At 69.0% G+C, this 13,925-nt stretch carries 11 protein-coding genes; 6 read left to right on the forward strand and 5 right to left on the reverse strand.

Annotated features, from left to right (window positions below):
• Positions 1–277: 277 nt before the first annotated feature.
• Both LQ326_RS25820 and LQ326_RS25825 read left to right on the forward strand, forming a co-directional pair.
• Positions 278–2,245 carry a choice-of-anchor P family protein gene (locus tag LQ326_RS25820; RefSeq protein ID WP_234540137.1) on the forward strand — a complete coding sequence of 656 codons (1,968 nt, stop codon included), beginning with the start codon at positions 278–280 and terminating at the stop codon, positions 2,243–2,245.
• A 45-nt stretch (positions 2,246–2,290) separates the two neighbouring features.
• The gene (locus tag LQ326_RS25825) at positions 2,291–2,620 is read left to right on the forward strand and encodes a hypothetical protein (protein ID WP_234540138.1); all 330 of its coding nucleotides are present in this window, start codon (positions 2,291–2,293) and stop codon (positions 2,618–2,620) included.
• Positions 2,621–2,748: 128 nt separating this feature from the next.
• Here LQ326_RS25825 and LQ326_RS48775 read toward each other — a convergent pair whose 3' ends face one another.
• On the reverse strand, positions 2,749–2,832 hold the full coding sequence (locus tag LQ326_RS48775; RefSeq protein WP_372496954.1) for a 50S ribosomal protein bL37: 84 nt from the start codon (positions 2,830–2,832) through the stop codon (positions 2,749–2,751).
• Between the two features lie 163 nt (positions 2,833–2,995).
• Here LQ326_RS48775 and LQ326_RS48780 point away from each other — a divergent pair, with 163 nt between their 5' ends.
• A complete protein-coding gene (locus tag LQ326_RS48780; RefSeq protein WP_372496952.1) occupies positions 2,996–3,244 on the forward strand; it encodes a hypothetical protein in 249 nt (82 codons plus the stop codon).
• Positions 3,245–3,257: 13 nt separating this feature from the next.
• Here LQ326_RS48780 and LQ326_RS25835 read toward each other — a convergent pair whose 3' ends face one another.
• Positions 3,258–5,252: a beta-propeller fold lactonase family protein gene (locus LQ326_RS25835; RefSeq protein WP_234540139.1), complete on the reverse strand. Its 1,995-nt coding sequence runs from the start codon at positions 5,250–5,252 to the stop codon at positions 3,258–3,260.
• Positions 5,253–5,920: 668 nt separating this feature from the next.
• A complete protein-coding gene (locus LQ326_RS25840; protein WP_234540141.1) occupies positions 5,921–6,574 on the reverse strand; it encodes a M15 family metallopeptidase in 654 nt (217 codons plus the stop codon).
• 68 nt (positions 6,575–6,642) lie between these two features.
• On the opposite strand from LQ326_RS25840, the gene LQ326_RS25845 reads away from it, so the two are divergent.
• Positions 6,643–7,326, forward strand: a complete 684-nt coding sequence (locus LQ326_RS25845) for a maleylpyruvate isomerase N-terminal domain-containing protein (protein ID WP_234540142.1) — start codon at positions 6,643–6,645, stop codon at positions 7,324–7,326.
• A gap of 304 nt (positions 7,327–7,630) precedes the next feature.
• Complete coding sequence (locus LQ326_RS25850) at positions 7,631–8,128, forward strand: SMI1/KNR4 family protein (RefSeq protein ID WP_234540143.1); 498 nt, start codon at positions 7,631–7,633, stop codon at positions 8,126–8,128.
• A 119-nt stretch (positions 8,129–8,247) separates the two neighbouring features.
• On the opposite strand, the gene LQ326_RS25855 is transcribed toward LQ326_RS25850, so the two are convergent.
• Positions 8,248–10,878, reverse strand: coding sequence for a valine--tRNA ligase (locus tag LQ326_RS25855; protein ID WP_234540145.1), 2,631 nt, complete (start codon positions 10,876–10,878; stop codon positions 8,248–8,250).
• Between the two features lie 117 nt (positions 10,879–10,995).
• Positions 10,996–11,730, reverse strand: a complete 735-nt coding sequence (locus LQ326_RS25860) for a flavodoxin family protein (protein WP_234540146.1) — start codon at positions 11,728–11,730, stop codon at positions 10,996–10,998.
• 366 nt (positions 11,731–12,096) lie between these two features.
• On the opposite strand from LQ326_RS25860, the gene LQ326_RS25865 reads away from it, so the two are divergent.
• Positions 12,097–13,788 (forward strand): acetolactate synthase large subunit, encoded by a 1,692-nt coding sequence (locus LQ326_RS25865; protein ID WP_234540148.1) that lies wholly within the window; start codon positions 12,097–12,099, stop codon positions 13,786–13,788.
• The last annotated feature ends 137 nt before the right edge of the window (positions 13,789–13,925 follow it).

Raw genomic sequence — 13,925 nt, forward strand, 5'->3', positions numbered from 1 at the left:
GACGACCTGCTACCCGGGTGGCCGCTACGGCATCTCCCAGGGTCACCCTGGTGATCCAGGTCCCCGACTCCGGGGCATGCGTGAGGACTTCGACCTCGGGCTCGGACGACTTCACAGGACATGCCAGAAGCGATCACGGTATGGCCAACTCCAACGGGTCAAGGCGCCGCTACGCTCACAGATTGGCATGGACACCAAGACGGCGTGGTCGGTGAACCGCACCCCTCGTGACCAGGGTGCGACGCTGCCACCTCTCTGGGAATTCGGGGGAATCGGGATGAAGCGTCCGACCGCGCGCCTGCGAGGCAGAATCCTCGCCGTCGTCGCGTGCGTTCTCACCGGTCTGCTGGGCGTGACCGCGGCGGCGGGCACGACGTACGCCGCTCCGGCCAATCCGAATCCGATCAACTGGACGGTGGAGAAGCTCTTCTACGACCAGTACGGCAACGACATCCCACTGCGCACCGGTCAGGACGACTACACGAGCCCGACCGGTCAGGTGATCGACGGGTTCGGCCGGGTCCACATCCAGCAGCACGGGGTGGTCCCACCCACACAGGACATCCAGGCCACTATCGCGAACCCGGCGAATTGCGTCGCTGGCGCCGACGCCCGTATCCGGTGCACGAACGGGGAGACGAACCTCTTCGTGGTCTACAGCCCCCTGGCCGACCCCCGGTCCGGCGACAGCTACCCGTTCGGCATCATCACCGCCTACTACATCCTGCCGTGCATCGCGCCCGCGCCCGCCACCGACGTACATCCGGACTGTGTCCCGTCGGTCCCCGCGCTGCCCACGACGCTGACGTACACCGGACCCACCCGCGGCACCAACGGCAGCCCTCTGACCCTGTCTGCCTCACTCGTCGACGACCTGGGCATTCCGGTCCAGCGCAAAATCCTGGACTTCCGCATCGGCACGGGCGACGCCGCCCAGTCCTGCGACGGAACCACGGACACCTCGGGCACCGCCCGCTGCACCATCGGCGAACTGCGCCAGCCCTCCGGGGCTGTGGCCGTCACGGTGACATTCGCGGGTGACGACGGGTTCAAGCCCTCCTCGGACACCTCGTCCCTGACGCCCGCTTCGCCGACGACGGTGAAGTACACCGGGCCCGCGCAGGCCGTCAACGGCCGTCCACTGGCGCTGTCCGCCGCCCTGAACGACTACGCGGGCAGTCCCGTGGCGGACCGGACCCTGCACTTCCGCATTGGCACGGGCGACGCCGCCCAGTCCTGCGACGGAACCACGGACACCTCGGGCACCGCCCGCTGCACCATCGGCGAACTGCGCCAGCCGCCCACGTCCATACCGGTCACGGTGACGTTCGCGGGCGACGCCGGATACGAGGCGTCCTCGGACTCCACGACGGTGGCCGTCAAGTCCCCGACAACGCTGAAGTACACCGGGCCCACCCGCCTCGCCAACGGCACCGGTGTCACGCTGTCGGGCGTGCTGAAGGACTATCTCGGCGCGCCGGTCGCGGACCGGTCCGTACGCTTCGTCCTCGGTGAGGACGCCACCGCCCAGTCCTGCGAGGGCACCACGGACGCGGCGGGCACCGCCCGGTGCACCATCGGCCGGGCCGACCAGCCGCTGAACGAGGCGGCGACAGTGCCACTGCGGGCAGCCTTCGCCGGGGACGCCAACTACCTCGCGTCGAGTACATCCACGACGCTGCTCCTGGAGTACTACACCGGTCGTGCGTACGGCCTGTCCGCCCAACTCGACCTGCCCCTGCTGCCTCCGGTCGCCCTGCCCGCGCAGCCCGACACCGGCCAGGTCCGAACAGCGTCCGCCACCACCACGGCGACGCCGTGCACCGCTGCCGTCCGGGCCGTCGTCCTCACCGCCGAAGGGCTGTGCCCGTCGGTGACCACTACGCTCGCGCCGGGCACCTCGACCGCCAGGACCACGGTGACCACGGCCACCATCGGCCTTCCGGGCCTCCCCGTGATCGACGTCTCGGGGCTGACGGCCACGGCGTCCAGCACCTGCGCGCGGGCGACCGGCAGCACCCGCCTCTCCCTGACAATCGGCGGTACGGCGGTCACCGTGCCGACCGCCCCGAACAGCGAGGTCAGCCTCCCCGGCGGCAGTCGGCTCGTCATCAACGAGCAGCAACCGGTCGCCGGGGCGTCCGAAGGGATCACGGTCAACGCCGTGCATCTGTTCGTCGCCGGCAACCTCGGCGACGTCGTTCTTGGCTCGGTCAGCAGCGCGGTCCACAACTGCGCCACTTGACGACATCCGCGTGCAGATCTCAGAAGGCGTCGGAGGATGTCACCCGTGGACGTGAACGAGACCCGGGACGAGTACGTCGAGTGCTTCCGCGCCCTCGCACGCGAAGGGCTCGACGAACTCTTCGTCCCGGGTCGGCTCCCGGGTTTGGCGGGCGGGCGCCTGGAGTACTTCGCCATCGTGGACAGGGAAATTTCGGTCCACGCGGAGACCCGCTTCTCCTTCCGCGGCCACCGCTTCCGCTACGAGCGACAGATCTGGCCGCCCGACTTCCCGCTGGAGATCAAGACCGCCCTCTACATCGAACACCTGAGGGAACGGGTCCTCACCGGCCGCTACCAGGCAGGGGCGGACCCGGAGGCCGACATCGAGATCTAGCTCAGCCGCGGGCGCGGCGGGCTCCATGACGCCTTGGCCGCAGGCCGGTGAACGTCAATGCTCCCTGCCCAACTCTGGAAAAGGCGCCCAGTCTTCAAGAGGACCCCTCGGCCGTCTGCCCGGTTGGCTCAGGCGTTGGGACGCTTGCCGTGATTGGCCTTCTTCTTCTTACGGCCGCGTCGCTTGTTCCCTCGCTTAGCCACGGTACACATCTCCCTAATTCGGTACTTTCTATGCCTTCGCCAGTCTAGATTCGGCCCCGGGTGTCCGCATCAGCGGTGCCCGGCCACCTCTGGCAACGCGGCAGGCTGGGCGGCCACATCTGGGCGAGGTCCGACAGCCGACGTAACCGTCGAACAGACGAGGGGGACACGGTTGATCGTCATCACGGACGACGGCGTGGGAGGCGCGGATCCCTCGCGGGCCTCGGGTAGCGGGCTCGCCGGGCTCGCCAAGCGCGTCGCGTCCGTCGACGGCGCGTTCTCCTGCCCCAGCCCTCGGGGCCCCACCGTCGCCGACCACCGCCCGGTGCCGGCGGTCCTGCGCTTCCTCGGCGTGGCGAACGCCCAGGGCGCGGGCCTGCTTCGGCAGCAGACCCGCGCCCGTCACGTCAGTCTTCGGTGAGAAGTACCGGACGTCAGCTGGTGAAGATGAAGTACTTCCAGGTCCCGTGCGTCGTCGAGTTCACGTTGTCGCCCGACGTCGTGTCGATGTAGGACGACCGGATCCGGAAGCGGACGCCCGTCGGCGGGGTGCCCGTGAGCTCGAGCGTGTCCTTGCCGCCCGAGCCGAGTACGAGGTACTCGGAGTGCGTGGTGCGCCAGGCACCCTGATAGTAGCCCTGCATCTCCACCTTGTACTTGCGGCCCGGGTACGGTGTCATCGTCGTGCCGTAGACGGGGTCCTTGGACTTGTGGAAGTAGCGGTACGTCTGGCTCCACGCCGTCTTGCTCGTGTAGTAGCCGCTGAGCGCGGTCGACACCTTGACCTGCGCGCCGACCGTGCTGGTGGCCGTCGCGGGCGCGTACCGGGTGTCGCCGGTGAACTTGGCGGTGAGCTTGGTGTCGCGGGTCAGGGAGAGAGTGACGGACAGGTTGCCGGAGGAGTCGACCGTGCCGGACTTGACCAACTTCTCAGGCTTGTCGGCGCCGTAGGGGTTGGCGTAGATCGCGACGGTGCGGTTCTGGTACGTCGTCCCCAGGTGCGCCGTGAACTTCACTGCACTGCTGTACGCATACACCTTGCCGTTGTTGTTGAGCGTCACCGTGGTCGCCGTGCGGGTGACGTTCACCGTGCTCGTGGCGGTGGCCCCCGCGTGGTATTCGTCGCCCGCGTAGGTGACCGTGTACGTGACCTTGCCGCCGGCCGGCGGGGTGTCGGCGACGGCGTACGAGCCGTCGGCACCGACCGTCGCCTTGCCGAGCGCCTTGCCGGACGACGACTCGTCATCGGTGCGGGTGACGGAGACCGTGGTGCCGGACGGGAACGCGGTGCTCGACGTCAGCTTGCCCGTGACGTTGAGGGACTTGGCGCGGGTGGCGGTGGCCGGGGCCGTCGCCGTGAGGGTGGTGTCCGCCTTGGTCGGGTTGTCGAGGACGCGCAGCGAGTACACGTCCTTGTCGTTGTACGACACTGCGAACAGCTTGCTGGCGTCCGGCGCCCAGGCGAGACCCGAGGCCGCGAGGGTGTCGGAGCCGCTGCTGGTGCCGGTGTTGGGGAAGTCGTACTGCCGTACCGGCGTGGAGACGCCCGGCTCGAAGATGTGGACGTCGGGGTCGTACCAGGAGAAGGTGCCCGCGGCGACGGCGCCGTTCGGAGCGATGTCGACCGCGTTCGGGTAGGGGTTGGTGGTGTAGCTGCCGTCCTCCGACAGGTCCGAGAGCTTGAACACCTGCTGCTTGTAGGGGGCGCCGCTGGCCGTGACGACGTCCTTGCCGTCCGGAGTGACGGCGAGGTCGGTGAGGTTGCTGCTGCTGCCCGGATCCCAGGCGTACGCGGTGCGGTTCGCCGAACCCGACGACACGTCGTACACAGCGAGTTCGTTCGGGCTCTGCCCGGAGGCCCCCGCCACGATGGTGCCCGGGGCGCCGGCCGAGGAGCCGAGGATCGGGGCGTCGTTCCAGGTACGGGTGGCGTCCTGGTGAAGGGCCACGACCGGGTCACCGGCGCTCAGGTCGAGTGAGCCGATGTTGCCGCTGCCGGAGCTGCGGTAGCCGAACCAGAGCTTTCCGCCGGCGAGGGCCGGATACTCCGGCTGGGTGCCGTCGCCCGTCGGGTAGCGATGGGCCTCGGTGGCGGTCGCCGTGTCGATGGCGACGATCGCGTCGGCGTCCTCGACGGCCGCGTACAGGGTGCCGGAGTCGGCGGACAGTTCCAGGCCGCGGACGCCGGGCAACGAGTCGACGGTGCCGACCACCGTGCCACTGTAGTCGGTTGCGACGACCTTTCCGCTGGTCGGGTCACTGATGAAGACCCGCTGGTGGACGCCGTCCACGACGACGTCGCCGGTCGACTTGACCGGCAGGATGATGCTGGAGTCGGCCAGCGCGGGCGCGGCCGAGGTGACCGCGAGCGCGGCCGAGCTGAAGAGGACCGCGAGCGCCGTCGCAGCCGGAAGAGTGCATATTTGCACGGTGGTTTCGAACCCCCGGAACGAAAAGAGCCCCTGTTATTGAACTGGGGAAGTGACCGGAGCCTAGGTCACGCCACTGACAGCAGGGGCAAAGGGGGGCAACGATGATCAAAGAAGCAGGCGAGATTCGGCCATTCCGCTTGCGTATCCGCTGGGACAAGCCACGCCCAACGTCGTCGTCAGCGCCTCAACGGATTTGATCAGGCCACGGCGCCGCCCTCTTCCTCGCCCTCAGCGCCCTCCTCTTCCTGACTTCGGCGAAGATGTCGTCCATCGCTTTGGCGCTTGCGTGATCACGGACCGGAGCTGCTTGCGGTAGACCGCCGCTGTGGTCGCTTGGCTGCTGTGACCGGCCAAGAGCGCGGTCCGCTCCAGCGAGGATGCCGTAGTCGGAGAGGAGGGACACGAAGCTGTGCCTTGTGTCCGCAGAGGCCGTGTGCGGTGGAGTCCGTGTCGCCATTGGGCAGGCGTCCTCGCCGAGGGGGTATTCGCGACGCTCATGGTCGGCGGTGTGGCGTTCCAGCCTCATCGGATGATGCGGATCACCCTCTCGGGTATGGGGCGGCGGGGTGCTCACGGGACGCACTGGCCTGCGGTAACCCGAGGTCTTGAAGATCGCCTACCGTCGTGGCGGAGATCCTTGCCCGTCGCCTGCGGTGGTGTGGGGTTCAGGACAGCTCGCGGGGTCCGTAGGGGGCGGTTGCCGCGCCGGTGGCCAGGGCCCAGTAGCGGTCGCCGTAGGACCAGTGCCACCACTCGGTGGGGTAGTTGACCAGGCCCGCGACGGTCAGGGCGGTTCCCAGGATCTTGCGGTGCTCGCGGGCTTGGCCGGTGACGTTGGCGGCGTTGGTGTAACAGGCGCCGTGACTTTCCTCCGGGTCGGCGTTGAGGCGGGTGCCGAGGTCCAGTTCGTGTCCGTGGGAGTCGACGAGCGTCAGGTCGACGGCGGCGCCCGCGCTGTGCGGCGCGATCTCGGGTGGGGAGACGTAGCGGCTGGCGGCCGTGTGGATCTGGCCGGCGGTCCAGTCGGGGTGCTCGGCTTGCAGTTGAGTGGCGTACTCCTCGAAGTACCGGCGTTGCAGGGACGGCGGGCGGTATCCCTCCACAAACAGCAGCCGCAGGCCGTCGGGCAGCAGTGCCTGGGCTGCGATGAGCCGCTCGAGGACGCCCCGGCGCAGGTGGGCGAAGGCGCCTGCGGGGTCCTGTTTGCGGGTGTCGACGAGCAGGGCGCCGTCGCTGCGGACATCCACCAGGCGTTCGCCGCACTCCTGGACAGGTATGGCTGCAATCTTGGGGTCCGACATCAGGATGATCTCGCTCATGGGGAGATCATCACCTGCCTCGTCCCGCTCTCCCATCTGGATCTTCCCCCGTTGATAGTTTGATCGGCATGGATCAAGGCCGTGTGTTGGAAGCGTTCCGTCTCGAAGCCGGGGAGCTCTCCCAGGCGGTTGCAGGGCTGTCCGAGGCGGAGTGGGATCGTCCGACGCGGTGTGAACCTTGGTCCGTGCGCGAGTTGTTGGGTCATGTCCGGGTGGTGATCGCGTGGTTGCCTCAGATGCTGGACGGCCCCGCTCCGGACAAGGCCGAGGTCAGTGCAGCGGAGTACTACCGGCCCGACGACAGGTTCAGCCCGCAGACCAACGCTGCCCGTCTCGGCCTGGCCCAGGACCACGCGGCCGGGCATGCCAGTGGTGCAGCTCTCGCCGAGGGCTTCGCCGCGACGTGGCAGCAGGTGGATCGGATGTGCCGGGACGAGGCGGAAGACCGAGTCGTGCGTACTCGTCATGGGGACGCAATGCTGCTCTCGGAGTTCTTGCTCACGAGGGTGGTGGAGATCGCGGTTCACGGCTTGGACCTGTCGGACGCGCTGGGGCGCGAACCGTGGCTGACTACTGAGGCTGGGGCGGCAGTGCTGGAACTGCTGCTCGGGCCGGACCAGTTGGACGGGACGCGTGAACTGGGCTGGGACAGGCCGACCTTTCTGCGCAAGGTCACCGGTCGGGCGGCGCTCGACGTGCCGGAGACCACCCACTTCGAGCGGCTCGGTATTCGGTGGCTCACGCTCGGGTGACGCCGCGTGAGGTGCAAGTCCCGAGGTCAGCTGAAGTAGGCGGCGGGCATCTGCTGCCACTGCCTGGAGAAGAACCGCTGGGCGTCCTCGACGATGGCCTTGACGGCCTTGCGTTGGGCCGGTGTGGTGGCGCTCAAGCCGAGCGGGCGTGGGTCGACGGCGGCCGGGACGGGAGCTGGGGAGAGTGGTGGGCTGAGGAAGGTGGGACGCCACTGGTGCGTGAGAGGGTGACCGGTCAATAAGACGTCAGCCGCCTCTCCGTGACGCTGCGAACGCATGCTGTTGGTCTTGTTACGGTCGCCCGATGGAGAGCTGGGACGGGGACGACGTACGCGCTCGGATACGGGAGATGGCAGCACAGGACCCGGGGCGGGAGCGCTTCGGCGCGGACACGCACCGGTACGAGGTGACTCCGACGCTTGCGGAGGCGGAGATCAGGGCCTTCGAGGAATCCCACGGCGTCGATCTGCCGATGGAGTACCGGTCCTTCGTCGCGGAGGTGGGCAACGGCCCCGCCGGTCCCTGCCACGGGTTGATGCCGTTGACCGTCACCCGCCCGGAGGCCGGCGACCCCGACGCGGTGCGCATCCGCGCCTACGACTTGCGTTCCAGCGCCCAGGAGGCCCTGTTCCGGGTGCAGATGCTGACGGATGACGACAGGCTGAGCGGGACCGCGGAAGACGTGCTTGCGGACATCACGGAGCTGCCCAAGGCGGATGCCAGGGCCGCGCTGGACGAGCTGAGAGCACGGACACGTGACGACATCAGCCGACTCGTCGGCTCAGCGAAGCAGCACCTCTGAGGTGCTGTCTCGCCAAGGTGCCGCGACGACTCGGCCGAGGACATCACGCGCCTCGTCCTCGCCTCGAAGCCGTCCCGGCTCGTCGGTCCGTAGCGGTGCCCGCCTCGCTGGGCTGGCTGTCAGGCAGGCGGCAGGTTGTCGATCTGGTTCTGCAGCCGGACGATGTCCCCTTCGGCCTTCGCGAGACGCGTCCGGATCTTCTCGACCACGTTGTCCGGTGCCTTCGCGAGGAACGCCTCGTTGCCGAGCTTGGCCTCCGCCTGGGCCTTCTCCTTCTCCGCCGAAGCCAGGTCCTTGGCCAGCCGCTTGCGCTCGGCCGCGACGTCGATCGTGCCCGAGAGGTCGAGCGCGACCGTGGCACCGGCGACCGGGAGGGTCGCCGTGGCGCTGAAGCCGTCGCCCTCCGGCTGCAGCCGCAGCAGCTGACGGATGGCGGCCTCGTGAGCGGCGAGCCGCGTACCCGACAGGTCCAGGCGGGCCGGGACCTTCTGACCGGGCTGGAGGCCCTGGTCCGAGCGGAAGCGGCGCACCTCGGTGATCACCTGCTGGAGGCTCTCGATCTCCGCCTCGGCTGCGGCATCGCGGAACCCGCTGTCGGACGGCCAGTCGGCGATCACGACGGACTCGCGGCCGGTGAGCGTGGTCCACAGCGTCTCCGTCACGAACGGGACGATCGGGTGGAGCAGCTTCAGCGTCACGTCCAGGACCTCGCCCAGGACCCGTGCCGAGACCTTGGCCGCGTCGCCGCCGGCCATGAACGTCGTCTTGGACAGCTCGACGTACCAGTCGAAGACCTCGTCCCACGCGAAGTGGTACAGGGCGTCGGCGAGCTTGGCGAACTGGTAGTCGTCGTAGTACGCGTCCGCCTCGGCCACGACGGTGTTCAGCCGGGACAGGATCCAGCGGTCCGCGGCCGAGAGCTGCTCGGCCGGAGGCAGCTCGCCCTCGGTCGTGGCGCCGTTCATCAGCGCGAACCGCGTCGCGTTCCAGATCTTGTTGGCGAAGTTGCGGGACGCCTGGACCCAGTCCTCGCCGATCGGCACGTCGGTACCGGGGTTGGCACCCCGCGCGAGCGTGAACCGCAGGGCGTCGGAGCCGTACTCGTCCATCCAGTCCAGCGGATTGACCGTGTTGCCGTACGACTTCGACATCTTCTTGCCGTGCTCGTCACGGACCATGCCGTGGAACGCGATGGTGGGGAAGGGGATCTCGCCGTCCATCACGTACAGGCCGAACATCATCATCCGGGCGACCCAGAAGAACATCAGGTCGTACCCGGTGACCATGACCGAGTTCGGATAGAACTTGGCCAGGTCCGCGGTCTCCTCGGGCCAGCCCAGCGTGGAGAAGGGCCACAGGCCGGACGAGAACCAGGTGTCGAGGACGTCGGTGTCCTGCTCCCAGCCCTCGCCGGTCGGCGGCTGCTCGTCGGGGCCGACGCACACGGTCTCCCCGTTCGGGCCGTGCCAGACGGGGATGCGGTGGCCCCACCACAACTGCCGTGAGATGCACCAGTCGTTGAGGTGGTCGACCCAGTCGAAGTACCGCTGCGACAGGTCCGCGGGGTGGATGTTCACCCGGCCGTCGCGGACCGCGTCGCCCGCGGCCTCGGCGAGCGTCTCGACCTTCACCCACCACTGCAGGGACAGTCGCGGTTCCAGCGTCGTCTTGCAGCGCGAGCAGTGGCCCACCGAGTGGACGTACGGCCGCTTCTCCGCGACGATCCGGCCCTCGGCGCGCAGCGCGGCGACGATCGCGGAACGGGCCTCGAAGCGGTCGAGCCCCTCGAAAGGCCCGTGGACGGTGATGACACCGCGCTCGTCCATGACGGTCAGCGACTCCAGGCCGTGCCGCTGGCCGATGGCGAAGTCGTTGGGGTCATGGGCGGGCGTGACCTTGACGGCACCGGTGCCGAACTCGGGGTCGACGTGCGTGTCGGCGACGACCGGAATCGTACGGTCTGTCAGCGGCAGCCTGATGCGCCGGCCGACGAGGTGCTTGTAGCGCTCGTCGTCCGGGTGAACGGCGACGGCCGTGTCACCGAGCATGGTCTCCGCACGGGTGGTGGCGACGACGACCGTGTCGTCCCCCTCGCCGTACTTCAGGGAGACGAGTTCGCCGTCGTCGTCCTGGTAGTCGACCTCGATGTCCGAGATCGCCGTCAGACAGCGCGGACACCAGTTGATGATGCGCTCGGCGCGGTAGATCAGGCCGTCGTCGAACATCTTCTTGAAGACGGTCTGGACGGCACGGGACAGGCCCTCGTCCATGGTGAACCGGTCACGGCTCCACGCGACGCCGTTGCCCAGCCGCCTCATCTGGCCGGCGATCTTCCCGCCGGACTCGGCCTTCCACTGCCAGACCCGCTCGACGAACGCCTCACGGCCCAGGTCGTGACGGGACTTGCCCTCCTTGGCGAGCTCCCGCTCGACGACGTTCTGCGTCGCGATGCCCGCGTGGTCCATGCCGGGCTGCCACAGCGTCTCGTAGCCCTGCATGCGCTTGCGGCGGGTGAGGGCGTCGATCAGCGTGTGCTCGAAGGCGTGGCCCAGGTGAAGGGAACCGGTGACGTTCGGCGGCGGGATGACGACGGTGTACGCGGGCTTGTCGCTCTTCGCGTCGGCCTCGAAGTAACCGCGCTCTACCCAACGCTCGTACAGCGTCCCCTCTACCTCGGCCGGCGCGTACTGGGTCGGCAGTTCGGGGGCGCTGTTCGGCCCGCCGGCGGGGCGCTGAGTGTTGTCGGTCACGACGGCCATTCTAGGGCGGTGGCCCTCCTCGCCTCGCCTGACTATTGCGCGCACACCGGGCCATGGCCAGGACGGAGAAGTGGCCACACGGAGGGCGTCCGGCAGTGATCGTCGTGTCTAACGGTGTTCCGGGTTCTCGTAGTCGCGGCGGCAGCCGGCGTCCCAGGCGGTGCGCTGGTTGCCGTAGGCGGGAATGCCGCCCAGGTCCTTCAGCGCGCGGGCCAGGTGGAGCAGGTTCCAGGTCATGAAGGTGGTGTTGCGGTTGGTGAAGTCGTTCTCCGGGCCGCCCGAACCCGGGTCGAGGTAGGAGGGGCCGGGGCCCGCCTCGCCGATCCATCCGGCGTCCGCCTGCGGAGGGATGGTGTATCCGAGGTGCTGGAGGCTGTAGAGGACGTTCATGGCGCAGTGCTTGACGCCGTCCTCGTTGCCGGTGATCAGGCAGCCGCCCACCCGGCCGTAGTAGGCGTACTGCCCAGCCTCGTTGAGCAGGCTGGAGCACGCGTAGAGCCGTTCGATCACCTGCTTCATCACGGAGCTGTTGTCGCCCAGCCAGATGGGGCCGGCGAGCACGAGGATGTCCGCCGCCGTCACCTGCCGGTACAGCTCGGGCCAGGCGTCCGTCTCCCAGCCGTGCTCCCGCATGTCGGGCCAGACCCCGGTGGCGATGTCGTGGTCCACCGCCCGCACCACGTCGACCCGCACGCCTTGCGCGTCCATGATGGCGGTACTGCGGTCGATCAGCCCCTGGGTGTTGCTCGTCTCGGGGGAACGCTTGAGGGTGCAGTTGATCACCAGGGCGCGCAGGTCGTCGTACCGGGACGGCGGCCCGTCGGTGGGCGACGAAGCGGTCACTCGTTCCTCCTGAAAGCCCTGCCATCACGTGGGGCGCGTGGCGAGTCGTCCATCTCCGAGGTCCAGCGTGCGAGTCGGCCACGGCAGGGTGCCACCGCAGTACCTCCGAATGGCCCCGACCGTGTCCGTCCGCTGTCCTGCGGCTCCGGGTCTGCTGCAGGTCCGGCTCCCGCTCCGGCTCCGGCTCCCGCTCCGGCTTCGGCTTCGGCTCCCGCTTCGGCTCCGGCTTACGCTTCGGCTCCCGCTCCGGCTGGGACCCGGCCGCGTCACCGGGTCGACTCGCCACTGACGGACAGGGCGGCGGGGCCGCCCCGGTCGGCGGCGGACGGGTGGCCGGGGCAGGCGGGGCGTGCCTACGTTCGTCTCATGGATACCGAAGGCGCGAACGGCCCGCAGGACACGGCTGCCGTGGAGGACGTCGCGCACCTGTTGGTGCGGTGCCTGCGGGCCGAGGGCGTGGAGTACGTCTTCGGGATTCCCGGCGAGGAGAACATCCGCTTCGTCGACGCGCTGAACGGCTCCGGGATCCGGTACGTCCTGGTGCGCCACGAGCAGGCCGCCTCGTTCATGGCGGAGATCTACGGGCGGCTGACCGGCCGGGCCGGGGTGTGCTCGGCCACGCTGGGACCCGGTGCGATCAACCTGCTCCTCGGCACCGCGGACGCCATGACCAACAGCTCCCCGATGGTCGCCCTGGCCGCCCAGGGCTCCCTGCGCCGTACGCACAAGGAGTCGCACCAGGTCATCGACCTGGTGTCGATGTTCGCCCCGGTCACCCAGTGGGCGGCCCAGATCGTGTGTCCGGACGCGGTGCCGGAGATGACTCGCAAGGCGTTCAAGACCGCGCAGAGCGAGCGCCCCGGTGCCGTGTTCCTGGCCGTGCCGGAGGACATCGAGGCGGGGCGTCCCGCCCGGCCGCTGGCACCCCTGCAGATCGACAAGGTGCGAGCCGACGCGCCGTCCCCCGCCCAGATCGCGCGGGCGGTCGAGGTGCTTGCCCCGGCTCGGCACCCCATCGTGCTGGCGGGCCACGGCGCCGCCAGAGCCGGGGCCTCCGCTGCCCTGGTGCGGTTCGCCGAACGGCTGAACATCCCGGTCGCGACCACGTTCCACGGCAAGGGCGTCTTCCCCGACGACCACCCGAACGCCCTCGGTGCGGTCGGCTTCATGCGCCACGACTACGGCAACTTCGGCTTCGACGCGGCCGACGTACTGATCTGTGTGGGCTACGAGATCCAGGAGTTCGACCCGGTCAAGATCAACCCGAACGGCGACAAACGGATCCTTCACGTGCACCGCTTCCCCGCCGAGGTGGACGCCCACTACCCGGTGGCGGTGGGCGTCAGAGGGGACCCCTCACAGGCGCTGGACGCACTCGCGGCGGCACTGCCCGAGGGACTCGCCTACGACTGCGGAAGCAGCGAGAAGATCCGCACGCTGCTCGACGAAGAACTCCAGTACGGACGCGACAACGACGCGTTCCCCGTAGTACCGCAGCGCGTGGTCACCGATGTCCGCACCGCCCTTGACCGCCACGACATCGTCCTCGCCGACACCGGCGCGGGGAAAATGTGGATGTCCCGCCTCTACCCGACCTACGAACCGGACACCTGTCTGGTCTCCAACGGCCTGTCCACGATGGGTTTCGCGCTGCCGGGCGCCATCGCCGCCAAGCTCGCCCGGCCGGACCGACGGGTCCTGGCGATGATGGGTGACGGCTCCTTCCTGATGAACTCCCAGGAACTGGAGACCGCCGTCCGCGAACGCGTCCCGCTCGTCGTGCTCGTCCTGGTGGACGAGGAGTACGGCCTGATCACCTGGAAGATGGAACTCGAACTCGGCCGGCACAGCCACACCCGGTTCACCAACCCCGACCTGGTCGCCTACGCCGAGAGCTTCGGCGCACGCGGCTACGCTGTCGAGGCCGCCGACCAGCTGCTGCCCGTGCTGCGCCGTGCTCTCGACGACGACGCGGTCTCCGTGATCGCCTGTCCCGTCGACTACTCCGAGAACCTGCGCCTGACCGACAGACTGGGCAGCCTGCACGGACCGTTCTGACATCCGTCCACCCGGTCTACCCGGTCGATCGCGCTGAGGCGAAGTGCGCATTCGCCACCACGGCACGGACCTGACGCACAGGTGGCGGCGGGAGGCGGGCGCGTGACGGCGAGGCGGCGGGCTGCCTCCTCGTGCGT

It is taken from the genome of Streptomyces shenzhenensis (assembly GCF_021462265.1).
GTDB lineage: Bacteria > Actinomycetota > Actinomycetes > Streptomycetales > Streptomycetaceae > Streptomyces > Streptomyces shenzhenensis.